This window comes from Bradyrhizobium daqingense (assembly GCF_021044685.1).
Lineage (GTDB): Bacteria > Pseudomonadota > Alphaproteobacteria > Rhizobiales > Xanthobacteraceae > Bradyrhizobium > Bradyrhizobium daqingense.
On record NZ_CP088014.1, the window covers coordinates 777,037 to 789,187 of the forward strand.

Here is a 12,151-nt window from a genome sequence, read left to right on the forward strand (position 1 = left end):
ATTGCTAAATTTCTCCGCAATGTTTCCCAATAAGAGGGTTTGATTTGTTGGTGCTGGCACCCGAGGCACGCGTGTTGATTGCGCCGGAGGTGATGTTTGGAGGACTGGGGAAATGTCGAAAGCGCCCAACCCTGTTGACAAATATGTCGGCAGTCGCGTGCGTATGCGCCGCATCATGTTGGGCATGAGCCAGGAAAAGCTCGGTGAAGCTTTGGGCCTGACTTTCCAGCAGATTCAGAAGTACGAGAAGGGCACCAACCGGGTCGGCGCGAGCCGCATCCAGCAGATCGCCGAAATTCTCCAGGTGCCTGTGTCGTTCTTGTTCGAAGGCGGCCCGAGCGGCGTACCGGGTCCGGACGGCTTCAGCGAAGGCGCCTCGCCCTCTTACGTCTCGGATTTCCTCGCGACATCGGAGGGACTCGCCTTGACCAAGGCGTTCACCCGAATAGCCGATTCCAAGATGCGCCGCTCCATCGTCGACCTCGTCGAGCAGATCGCCGCCCGCGAAGGCCCCGACAAGCGCTGACGCCATCCTCAATGGCGATTTGAGACTGCGTCAAATCTGGCCTATGTCGTCATTTGCGGCGCGCCTCGGTGCGCGTCCTCTCCGATGATGCGATTCAGAGGCATAGATGCGTTGATGGCCAGCTCCAATTGGTTCGATACCCAAACCATTCTCGATGGCATCCGCCGCTGGGTGGAGATCGAGACGCCGACGGAAGCGCCCGAACAGGTCAACAAACTGGTCTCGCTGATCGCGGAGCAATACCGCGATCTGCCCGTCACGCTCGAGCGCATCGCCGGCGTCGATGGCTGCGGCGATCATCTTGTGGCGCGTTCGAGCTGGGGCCAGGACCGGCCGGGCATCCTGGTGCTGAGCCACCTCGACACCGTTCATCCCCTCGGCTTCATCGAGCGCCTGCCGTTCAAGGTCGAGGGCGACAGCGCATTCGGCCCGGGCATCTATGACATGAAGGGCGGCGCCTATGTCGCCCATCACGCCTTTCACGCGCTCTGCGCGAGCGGCGACCGCTCGCCACTCGGCATCACCCACATGTTCACCTCCGACGAGGAGATCGGTAGCCCGACCTCGCGCGCGCTGATCGAGCAGGAAGGGCGCAAGGCCAAATACGTGCTGGTGACGGAGCCGGCGCGCGACGGCGGCAGGATCGTCACGGCACGCAAGGGCGTCGGACGCTTCAAGGTCTTCATCAAGGGCGTGCCTGCGCATGCCGGCTCCCGGCCGGAAGACGGACGCAGCGCCGTTCGCGAGCTCGCGAACGTGATCCTGGCGCTGGAAGGAATGAACGACCTCGAGCGAGGCGTCACCGTCAATGTCGGCGTGGCGCGCGGCGGCACGCGTCCCAACGTCACGCCGGAGGAGGCTTATGCCGAAGTCGATCTGCGCGTCGTGAGTCTCGAGGACGCGGACGAGTTCGTCGGCAAGATCCTCGCGCTCACATCGAAGACCGACGGCGTCACCGTCGAGGTCACTGGCGGGCTCAATCGGCCGCCTTACGAGAAGAGCAATGCAGGCGCTTCGCTCTACGAGCATGCGAAGGCCCTTGCGGCCGATCTTGGCTTCGAACTGATCGACACCCACACCGGCGGCGGCTCGGACGGCAATTTCACCGCCGCGCATACCGCGACGCTCGATGGGCTCGGCGTCGACGGCAAGGGCGCACACACCCATTATGAGCAGCTCTACGTCTCGTCGCTCGCGCCGCGTGCGCGGCTGCTCCATCGCCTGTATCAGACGCTGCGATGAGCGAGCGCAAGTCAGATCCCGAGCGCGATGACACCGAGCGCGCCTTCTTCGGGCGCCGCAAGGGCCACAAGCTCAGGCAACACCAGGCCGGATTGATCGAGCAGCTGCTGCCGCATCTTGCCCTCGACACCGAGGGCGAAGCACCGGCGGATGCCCGCGAGATCTTCGATCCCGCGGCTGAGGACGTGCGGCTTGAGATCGGCTTCGGTGGCGGCGAGCATCTCGCGGCCGAGGCACAATCTTTCTCCACGACCGGCTTCATCGGCTGCGAGCCCTATGTCAACGGCATGGCTAAGATCCTTGCGCAGATCGAGGCGGCCAATATCGGCAACATCCGCCTGTTCGCCGGCGATGCCGCCGAGCTGCTGGCCTGGCTGCCGAAGGCCTCGCTGTCGCGGATCGACCTGATCCATCCCGATCCCTGGCCGAAGCGGCGACATTGGAAGCGGCGCTTCGTGCAGGACAGGACCATTGCCGCAATGGCGCGCGTGCTCAAGCCCGGCGGCGAATTCCGCTTCGTCTGCGACATCGACGATTACTGCGCCTGGACGCTGTCGCATCTGGCGCGGTCTTCGGACTTCAAATGGCTCGCGGAGCGCGCCGACGATTTCAGGCAGCCCTGGGACGGCTACACCATGACGCGCTACGGCCGGAAGGCCGCGCGCGAGGGACGCAAGGCGGCTTACCTGCGATTCAGGCGGCTCTAAATCGTCTGCCGATTGCGCCAGAAATTCACGATGCGCTCGGCGGTCGCCGGCATCAGGCGCGTGTAGTTGACACGCGCGGCCTCGATGTCCGCATCGGCGGGCGTGCGGTGTGGGCCGTACCAGAGCAGGATGAGGGCGCGCACCGTCGGCCAGCCGAGATTCAGAACGCGGCCGAGGATCAGAAGCGGATCATAGCGATCGCCCGAAATGAGACGATCGAGAATCGAAAGACGGACGCCGGCCATCGCCGAGAGCGAAGCGATCGATTCCTCGTATTTGTGTGCCTTGGCGAAACCGAGCAGCGCGCTCTCGCCGAGATGACCTTCGCGATGCAATCCCAGCACCGTGCGCTGTGCCCCCGAGAAATCGCGGCGCGGCCCCGGCGGCAGCGAAGCCTCCTCGATGGCGGCCATGGCGCGCTTGATCTCGATCTGGCGCGCGGGATTGACCACGCTGGAGAGGCGGCGGCGGATGACGTCGAGCGTACCGTTGAGAAGCTCCTTCAGGTGCTCGCCCGAGAGATCGTTGCGCTGGCCGATCTTGAGCGTCAGTACGCCGTCCTGCGCGGCGCGCTTGATCAGCTCGGAATAGCTGCCCGGCGAGAACATCGCACCGGCATTGCCGGCGGCACGGCGCACCACGTCGCGATCGCCGCGCTCGACCAGCACGTCGGTGACGACGACAGGCAGCGTCGGCCGCTCCGTCATCGCCAGCAGATGACCCTGGCCCTTCAGCCGCGCGATCTCGACCAGGGCCGCCTCGTCGAGTACGGGCGAGCGGCGCAGCACGGGGCCCGCCACCGAGATTTCGTTCTCGCGCGCGAGCTGGTTCACCAGATGCGGCGGCGCGTTGTTCAGGCGCGAGAAGCGCTCGGCGAGATCGACGCGCGAATCGAGCTCGGCATGCGGAACGAGATCGATCAGGAGATTGTCGAAGAGATCGATCAGCTCGGGGCGGAGGTTCTCGGCGTCCTGGAAGAACAGCTGGGAGATGGCGCGGGCGATCTCGCCACGACGTCTCGGATCGCCGCGCTTGACGATATCGTCCAGTCCAGGAATGAGCGACGTGGCAACGGTCATGAAAACGCAACTCGGGATCTGGCACGCCGTGGGCGCGCCGTAGCTCAAGCCGGCCCACAATCAGGGAATCTAGGCCTGCTTGATGAAGGAAGCGTTGCGCGGCGGGCCGTCCGAAGGGCGCAAAAAGCCGGCTTGGCCCTGCAATGGGCCTTGTCCGGGAGTGTGGAAAGGGCTATATCAGCGCCAATTCATCTTCTCATACGATCCGCGTAGTGAGAGTGGGCCCGAAAGGACCCGCTCTTTTTTATTACCTGAACGCGGCTTGGCGGAAGATGCGGCCCGACGCGTGTCGGGAGAGTTCCGAAGCGGGCTTTGAGATTAACCAAGCCTTAACCCAAGCGTTGAACCCAACGAGCGCCTTGACCCCTGCCATGACCGAACCGACCTCTGGTTCCACGGATGCCGAATTGCTGGCCGAGCCGCGGCTCGTGGTCGAGCCGGGCGTCGCGGCACGGGTGTCCGCGGTCGCGGCGCCCGTGCTTCAGGGCATGGGCTATCGCCTGGTGCGGATCCGTATTTCCGGCGAGGCCGGCTGCACCGTGCAGATCATGGCCGAGCGGCCGGACGGCTCCATGCAGATCGAGGATTGCGAGGCGATCTCGCGGGCGTTGTCGCCCGTGCTCGACGTCGCCGATCCCATCGATCGCGCCTACCGACTGGAGATCTCCTCGCCGGGGATCGACCGTCCGCTGGTGCGCCGCTCCGATTTCGAGCGCTATGCCGGACATCTGGTGAAGGTCGAGATGGCGGTCGCCCATGAGGGGCGGAAGCGGTTCCGCGGCATGATCGGTGCCGTCGAAGGCAATCGCGTCCATCTGCATCGCGACGACGTCAAGGCGGGCGACGATCCCGACGTTCTCCTGACCATGGAGGATATCGGCGAAGCACGCCTGGTGCTGACCGACGAGCTGATCGCGGAATCGATGCGTCGCGGCAAGGCCGAGGCGCGCGAGATGCGCCGCAATCTGGGCCTGGAGCCGCCGCAGGCTCCGCACGCCAAGATCAGCGAGAAAACGACCAAGAACACCAAGCCGAAGAAGAAGCCGGCTCCGACCAATACGAAGAAACATCGCCTTGCCGCCGAACGCGCGCGGCGCGGCGAGATCGATCCTGACCAAGGAGACTAGCCATGGCAGTCAGCGCCAATCGACTTGAATTGCTCCAGATCGCGGACGCCGTTGCGCGCGAGAAATCCATCGACCGCGGCATCGTCATCGCCGCGATGGAGGACGCCATCGCCAAGGCGGCGCGGGCCCGCTACGGCAGTGAGACTGACGTTCACGCCGAGATCGACCCGAAGAAGGGTGAGCTGCGGCTGTCGCGCCACATGCTGGTGGTCGAGAAGGTGGAAAACCATTCCAACCAGATCTCGCTGGTGGATGCGCAGCGCGCCAATCCCGGCGCCCAGGTCGGCGACACCATCGCCGACACGCTGCCGCCGCTGGAATATGGCCGCATCGCCGCGCAGTCGGCCAAGCAGGTGATCGTGCAGAAGGTGCGCGAGGCCGAGCGCGACCGGCAATATCAGGAATTCAAGGACCGCATCGGCGACATCGTCAACGGCGTCGTCAAGCGCGTCGAATATGGCAGCGTGATCGTCGATCTCGGCCGCGGCGAGGCCATCATCCGCCGCGACGAGATGCTGCCGCGCGAAGTCTTCCGCAACGGCGACCGTGTGCGCGCCTACATCTTCGATGTCCGCCGCGAAACCCGCGGTCCGCAGATCTTCCTCTCCCGCACCCATCCGCAGTTCATGGCGAAGCTGTTCGCGCAGGAGGTGCCGGAGATCTATGACGGCATCGTCGAGATCAAGGCGGTGGCCCGCGATCCGGGCTCGCGCGCGAAAATCGGCGTGATTTCCCGCGATTCCTCGGTCGATCCGGTCGGCGCCTGCGTCGGCATGCGCGGCTCGCGCGTGCAGGCCGTGGTGAACGAATTGCAGGGCGAGAAGATCGACATCATTCCGTGGTCGCCCGACATCGCGACCTTCGTGGTCAACGCGCTGGCGCCGGCGGAAGTCTCCAAGGTCGTCATCGACGAGGACCGCGAGCGCATCGAGGTCGTCGTGCCCGACACCAACAACCAGCTTTCGCTGGCGATCGGCCGCCGCGGCCAGAACGTGCGACTGGCCTCGCAGCTCACCGGCTGGGACATCGACATCCTGACCGAGCAGGAGGAATCGGAGCGCCGCCAGGCGGACTTCGAGAACTCCACGCGCGTCTTCATGGAATCGCTCAACGTCGACGAGGTGGTCGGCCAGCTCCTGGCGTCCGAAGGCTTCACCTCGGTCGAGGAGCTCGCGATGGTTGACGTCAAGGAACTCGCCAGCATCGAGGGTTTCGACGAGGAGACCGCGCAGGAGCTGCAGAACCGCGCCCGCGAATATCTGGAGCAGCAGGAAGCCGAGCTCGAGGCCAGGCGCAGGGAACTCGGCGTCGAGGACGCCCTGAAGGACGTGCCCGGCGTGACCTCGAAGATGCTGGTGAAGTTCGGCGAGAACGACATCAAATCCGTCGACGACCTCGCCGGCTGCGCCACCGACGATCTGGTCGGCTGGACCGAGCGCAAGGAAGGCAGCGAGCCGACCAAGCACGCCGGTGCGCTCGACGGCATCGAGATCACCCGTGACGATGCCGAAGCGATGATCATGCAAGCCCGCGTCAAGGCCGGCTGGATCACCGAAGCCGATCTCGCCAAGCCGGAAGAGGCCGAAGCGACCGAAGATCAGCCGGCTTAAGGGCAACGGAGGATGTCGCCCGCATGCTTGCAGATACTGACCACGAACTCGACCATGGACCGCGGACCGAAAGGTCCGCGACCATGCGGATGTGCGCGGTCAGCCGGGAGGTCCGGCCGATCGACGAGCTGATCCGCTTCGTCGTCTCGCCGCAAGGCGACATAGTTCCCGATCTCAAGCGCAAGCTGCCCGGACGCGGCATGTGGGTCACCGCCTCCCGGCAGGTGGTTGCGGAAGCCGTCCGGCGTCACCAATTTAGCAAAGCCTTCAAGCGCGAGCTGCGCACCCCCCAGACGCTTCCTGCCGACATCGAGGCGCTCCTGGTTCGGAGCGTGACGGAAGCCCTTGGGATCGCCGCCAAGGCGGGCCAGGTCGTGGCCGGCTTCGGCAAGGTCGAAAGCGCCCTTCGGGAAGGCACGGTCGAGGTCCTGATCCACGCCAGCGACGGGGCCGCGGACGGAATCCGCAAATTGGACATGCTGGCGCGGCAAAATGCCGGGAATCGCGGCGCCAAGCCGCAGATTCCCGTCGTCACCGCACTGAAATCGATAGAATTGGATTTGGCACTGACCCGGTCAAATGTGATACATGCTGCCCTGCTCGCGGGCCCGGCGAGCAAGTCATTCCTGTCACGTAGCCAGATGCTGGTCCGATACCGGATGGCGGACGCTGACAAGACTGCCGAAGAGCCCGGCCAGGATTTCTGAGAGACACCGACGACCCGATTGGACGGTGCGGTAACCGCACAACACTGATAAATCAGGATTAGGACTGCTGAATGGTTGATACCAAGACCCCTGGCGACAAGAAGCTGAGCGTTCCGAGCAAGACGCTATCGCTCAAGCCGCGCGTCGAAACGGGCACCGTGCGCCAGAGCTTCAGCCATGGCCGCAGCAAGCAGGTCGTGGTCGAGAAGCGCGGCAAGCGCCGGATCGACGGCGCGCCTGAGCCGCAGGCCGCCGAGGTCGCCAAGCCCGCACCGGCCGCGCCCGCTGCGGCGCCGCGTCCCGCCCCGAAGGCTGCCCCGCCCCGCAACGCTGGTTCCGGCGTGGTGCTGCGCACGCTGACCGAGGACGAACGCTCCGCCCGCGCCAGCGCGTTGGCCGATGCCAAGGTGCGCGAAGTCGAAGAGCGTCGCCAGGCAGAAGAAGAGGCCCAGCGCCGCGCGGTCCGCGAGGCCGCCGAACGCGCCGAGCGCGAAGCCGCCGAGGCCCGTCGCAAGGCCGAGGACGAGCGCCACCGCCACGAGGACGAAGCCAAGCGGAAGGCCGAGACCGAGGCCAAGAAGCGTTTTGGCGAAGGCGAGCAGCCGCCATCGGCTCCGCGCCCCGCTGCGGCCGCCCCGGCCGCTTCTGCGCCCCGACCCGGCGCGCCCACGGCGCGGCCCGGCACCACCACGACCACGGCACGCCCGGGAACGACGACTGCGCGCCCCGGAACGACCACGGCCAGGCCGGGAGGCGGCCCGCTCGGTCGCGCTCCGGCGGTCGCCGCTGGACCGGACGAGGACGACGGTCCGCGACAAATCCGCCGCGGTCCCGGCGGCGCCGCGCGTCCCGTGGTCGCCCCCAAGCCCACCCACAAGCCCGGCCCGCAGAAAGAGCGCGGCCGCCTGACGGTCGTCACCGCGCTCAATGCCGACGAGGTCCGCGAGCGCTCGATCGCCTCGTTCCGCCGCCGCACCCAGCGCCTCAAGGGCCACGCCTCGAACGAGCCCAAAGAAAAGCTCATCCGTGAGGTGACGATTCCGGAAGCGATCACCATCCAGGAACTCGCCAACCGCATGTCCGAGCGGGCGGTCGACGTCATCCGCATGCTGATGAAGCAGGGCGCGATGCACAAGATCACCGACGTGATCGACGCCGACACGGCCCAGCTGATCGCCGAAGAGCTCGGCCACAGCGTCAAGCGCGTCGCCGCCTCGGACGTCGAAGAAGGCCTGTTCGACCAAGTCGACGATTCCACCGACACCGAGACGCGTTCGCCGGTCGTGACCGTGATGGGCCACGTCGACCACGGCAAGACCTCGCTGCTCGACGCGCTCCGCCATGCCAACGTGGTCTCCGGCGAAGCCGGCGGTATCACCCAGCATATCGGCGCTTATCAGGTGCTCTCGCCCGAGAGCGGCAAGAAGATCACCTTCATCGACACGCCTGGCCACGCCGCGTTCACCGCGATGCGCGCCCGCGGCGCCAAGGTCACCGACATCGTCGTGCTGGTGGTTGCGGCCGATGACGGCGTGATGCCGCAGACGGTCGAAGCCATCAATCACGCCAAGGCGGCCGGCGTGCCGATCATCGTTGCCATCAACAAGATCGACAAGCCCGATGCCAAGCCCGAGCGTGTTCGCACCGAGCTGCTCCAGCACGAGGTTCAGGTGGAATCCTTCGGCGGCGAAGTCGTCGACGTCGAGGTGTCCGCCAAGAACAAGACCAATCTCGACAAGCTGCTCGAGATGATCGCGCTGCAGGCCGAAATCCTTGACCTGAAGACCAATTCGGAACGTCCGGCCGAAGGCACCGTGATCGAGGCCAAGCTCGATCGCGGCCGTGGTCCGGTCGCGACCGTGCTGGTCCAGCGCGGCACGCTCCGTGTCGGCGACATCATCGTCGCCGGCGCCGAGATGGGCCGCGTCCGCGCGCTGATCTCCGATCAGGGCGACACCGTGCAGGAGGCCGGTCCGTCGGTGCCGGTCGAGGTGCTCGGCTTCAATGGTCCGCCGGAGGCCGGCGATCGTCTGGCCGTCGTCGAGAACGAAGCCCGTGCCCGCCAGATCACCAGCTACCGCGCGCACCAGAAGCGCGAGAACGCGGCCGCCTCGATCTCCGGCATGCGCGGCTCGCTCGAGCAGATGATGTCGCAATTGAAGACGGCGGGCCGCAAGGAATTCCCGCTGATCGTCAAGGCCGACGTGCAGGGCTCGCTGGAAGCGATCCTCGGCTCGCTGGAGAAGCTCGGTACCGACGAAGTCGCCGCGCGTATCCTTCACGCCGGCGTCGGCGGCATCTCGGAATCAGACGTGACGCTCGCGGAAGGCTTCAACGCCGCGATCATCGGCTTCTCGGTCCGCGCCAACAAGGAGGCCGCCGCGGCCGCCAAGCGCAACGGCATCGAGATCCGCTACTACAACATCATCTACGATCTCGTGGACGACGTGAAGAAGGCGATGAGCGGTCTGCTCGCGCCGACCTTGCGCGAAACCATGCTGGGCAATGCCGAGATCCTGGAGATCTTCAACATCTCCAAGGTCGGCAAGGTCGCCGGCTGCCGCGTCACCGACGGCACAGTGGAACGCGGCGCCAATGTGCGCCTGATCCGCGACAACGTCGTCGTGCACGAAGGCAAGCTGTCGACGCTCAAGCGCTTCAAGGACGAAGTGAAGGAAGTCCAGTCCGGTCAGGAATGCGGCATGGCCTTCGAGAACTATCACGACATGCGTGCCGGTGACGTGATCGAGTGTTATCGCGTGGAGACGATCCAGCGCTCCCTGTAAGTCCAAATCTTACCGAAGCGTTCGTATCATTTTGAACTGGAATTGCGGGAGTGCGATGGCCGGATTTTGTCCGGCCATCCACCCCTCTTCGTTTCAACAGGACAAGCGACAATGCCCGTGTCCCATGCACGGGCATGACGAGGTGATTTTCGAGAATGCCACGCCATCATCAGAAGAAGAGTTCCGCGCCCGGCGGAGGCTCGCAACGCCAGTTGCGCGTCGGCGAGCAGGTTCGCCATGCGATGGCCGAGATTCTGGCGCAAGGCAACGTGCATGATGCTGACCTCGAAGGTCACATCATCACCGTGCCGGAGGTGCGGATGTCGCCCGACCTGAAGCTCGCGACGATCTACGTGATGCCGCTCGGTGGCCGCGACACCGGGATCGTCCTCGGTGCGCTCGAGCGCAACAAGAAATTTTTGCGCGGCGAGGTCGCGCGGCGCGTTAACCTGAAATTTGCACCTGACATTCGCTTCCGCGTCGACGAGCGATTCGACGAAGCGGAACGGATCGAGAAGCTTTTGCGAACACCTGCGGTGCAGAAGGATCTCGAACAGGGCGTCGCACAGGACTTGGAACAGGATCCGGATTCGGATCGGGAAGAAGAACGATGACGATGGACCCGGCTCACGACACGATCAGCGGCGAACAGGCCGATCAGCGCGACGTGCAGACAAATAATTTTGGGGAGCTGAGCAACGACTCGCAGCCACATCGGGAGCCGCGCCGCGTCAACAACGATCCGCGCGCCAAGCAGCAGCAAAAGGGCAACCAGGTTCGCCGCGACCGCCGCGACGTCCACGGCTGGGTCGTGCTCGACAAGCCGATCGGCATGACCTCGACGCAGGCCGTCGCCGTGCTCAAGCGCCTGTTCAACGCCAAGCGCGCGGGCCATGCCGGCACGCTCGATCCGCTCGCCTCGGGCGGTCTGCCGATCGCACTCGGCGAAGCCACCAAGACCGTCCCCTTCGTGATGGACGGCCGCAAGCGCTACCAGTTCACCGTGAGCTGGGGCGAGGAGCGCGACACCGACGACATTGAGGGCCGGGTCACCGCGACCTCGGACCAGCGCCCGACCCGGGAGGCCATCCTGGCCCTCCTGCCCCGCTTCACCGGCGTGATCGAGCAGATCCCGCCGCGCTATTCCGCGATCAAGGTGCAGGGCGAGCGTGCCTACGACCTCGCCCGCGACGGCGAGGTCGTGGAACTGGCCCCCCGTCCCGTCGAGATCCACCATTTAACCCTTGTAGATCAACCGGATAACGACCGGGCCGTGTTCGAGGCCGAATGCGGCAAAGGCACCTATGTCCGGGCGCTGGCCCGCGATATGGGCCGGATTCTCGGCACTTATGGCCATATCTGCGCGCTGCGGCGGACCCTGGTCGGCCCATTTGGCGAAAACGACATGATTCCGCTGGATCAGTTGGAGGCTTTGTGCGATAGAGCCGCGTCCGGCGAGGGTAGCCTCGCGGACGCGCTTATGCCCGTTGAGACCGCGCTGGACGACATCCCGGCACTGGCCGTCACTCGGGCTGATGCGGCAAGGCTCCATCGGGGCCAGGCCGTTTTGTTGCGCGGACGGGATGCGCCCACTTGTAGCGGCACAGTCTATGTCACGGTGGCAGGCCGTCTTTTGGCGCTTGCTGAAGTTGGCAATGGCGAAATCATCCCCAAGCGTGTGTTCAACCTGACCGGCCTGACTGCCAGCGCCGGTCGCAACGAGAGAAATTGACGATGTCGATTGCCGCAGAACGCAAAGCGGAAGTCATCAAGACCAATGCCACCAGGGCCGGCGACACCGGCTCGCCCGAGGTTCAGGTCGCGATCCTGTCGGAACGCATCAACAACCTCACCAACCATTTCAAGACCCACGTGAAGGACAACCATTCGCGTCGCGGCCTCTTGAAGCTGGTCTCGACCCGCCGCTCGCTCCTCGACTATCTCAAGAAGAAGGATGAGGCGCGGTACAAGGCGCTGCTCGAGAAGCACAACATTCGTCGTTAAGTGTTCCCAACGCGCGCCATTGGCGCGCGTTTTCGCGCGTGGTTTCGAACGAAAGCGCTTCCTTAAAGGTTTTTGATCGAGGCTGCGTGCGCGTCGGATGCGAGCCGTTGAAGACTTGCATCCGGGCATGATGGGCGAAGACCGCGGTTCGGTGTTCGCATTCGTGCCGACTGACAGCCCAGCAGCAATCCGGCGGCTGGGCACAACGGGCAAGGCGCCCGTATGACCCGAAAGGATGGACGCCATCCGACATCCAAAAACCATGGCAGGATCGCAGGACGCTGATCATCCGCTCCGATCAGCGTCCCGCAATCTTGCGCATGGTTTTTGTTTTTCGAGGGCCGTCCCTTCTTTCGAGAACCC

At 65.0% G+C, this 12,151-nt stretch carries 11 protein-coding genes; 10 read left to right on the forward strand and 1 reads right to left on the reverse strand.

Annotated elements, in window-relative coordinates; all coding sequences use genetic code 11:
• The first annotated feature begins 112 nt into the window (after positions 1–112).
• The 3 genes from LPJ38_RS03550 (at position 113) to trmB (ending at position 2,475) form a co-directional block, all read left to right on the forward strand.
• Complete coding sequence (locus LPJ38_RS03550; protein WP_008540161.1) at positions 113–526, forward strand: helix-turn-helix domain-containing protein; 414 nt, start codon at positions 113–115, stop codon at positions 524–526.
• Between the two features lie 84 nt (positions 527–610).
• A complete protein-coding gene (locus LPJ38_RS03555; RefSeq protein WP_145630519.1) occupies positions 611–1,768 on the forward strand; it encodes a M20 family metallopeptidase in 1,158 nt (385 codons plus the stop codon).
• On the forward strand, positions 1,765–2,475 hold the full coding sequence (gene trmB / locus LPJ38_RS03560) for a tRNA (guanosine(46)-N7)-methyltransferase TrmB (RefSeq protein ID WP_145630518.1): 711 nt from the start codon (positions 1,765–1,767) through the stop codon (positions 2,473–2,475). Before LPJ38_RS03555 ends, trmB begins: the two co-directional genes overlap by 4 nt.
• Here the strand turns inward: trmB and LPJ38_RS03565 are convergent.
• A complete protein-coding gene (locus LPJ38_RS03565) occupies positions 2,472–3,554 on the reverse strand; it encodes a DUF2336 domain-containing protein (RefSeq protein WP_145630517.1) in 1,083 nt (360 codons plus the stop codon). The genes trmB and LPJ38_RS03565 overlap by 4 nt on opposite strands.
• A 371-nt stretch (positions 3,555–3,925) precedes the next feature.
• Between LPJ38_RS03565 and rimP the strand changes: the two genes are divergently transcribed.
• The 7 genes from rimP to rpsO all read left to right on the forward strand — a co-directional run bounded on the left by rimP (position 3,926) and on the right by rpsO (position 11,788).
• Positions 3,926–4,681 carry a ribosome maturation factor RimP gene (rimP, locus tag LPJ38_RS03570; protein WP_145630516.1) on the forward strand — a complete coding sequence of 252 codons (756 nt, stop codon included), beginning with the start codon at positions 3,926–3,928 and terminating at the stop codon, positions 4,679–4,681.
• 2 nt (positions 4,682–4,683) lie between these two features.
• Positions 4,684–6,291, forward strand: a complete 1,608-nt coding sequence (gene nusA / locus LPJ38_RS03575; protein ID WP_145630515.1) for a transcription termination factor NusA — start codon at positions 4,684–4,686, stop codon at positions 6,289–6,291.
• A gap of 23 nt (positions 6,292–6,314) precedes the next feature.
• A complete protein-coding gene (locus tag LPJ38_RS03580) occupies positions 6,315–6,998 on the forward strand; it encodes an RNA-binding protein (protein ID WP_145630514.1) in 684 nt (227 codons plus the stop codon).
• A 71-nt stretch (positions 6,999–7,069) separates the two neighbouring features.
• Positions 7,070–9,784, forward strand: a complete 2,715-nt coding sequence (gene infB, locus LPJ38_RS03585; RefSeq protein ID WP_145630513.1) for a translation initiation factor IF-2 — start codon at positions 7,070–7,072, stop codon at positions 9,782–9,784.
• A gap of 155 nt (positions 9,785–9,939) precedes the next feature.
• Entirely contained in the window at positions 9,940–10,398 is a 459-nt protein-coding gene (rbfA, locus tag LPJ38_RS03590; protein WP_145630512.1) for a 30S ribosome-binding factor RbfA, read from the forward strand.
• Positions 10,395–11,516 (forward strand): tRNA pseudouridine(55) synthase TruB, encoded by a 1,122-nt coding sequence (gene truB, locus LPJ38_RS03595; protein ID WP_167520352.1) that lies wholly within the window; start codon positions 10,395–10,397, stop codon positions 11,514–11,516. The genes rbfA and truB overlap by 4 nt, the downstream gene beginning before the upstream one ends.
• A gap of 2 nt (positions 11,517–11,518) precedes the next feature.
• Complete coding sequence (gene rpsO / locus LPJ38_RS03600) at positions 11,519–11,788, forward strand: 30S ribosomal protein S15 (protein WP_145630511.1); 270 nt, start codon at positions 11,519–11,521, stop codon at positions 11,786–11,788.
• Positions 11,789–12,151: the final 363 nt, after the last annotated feature.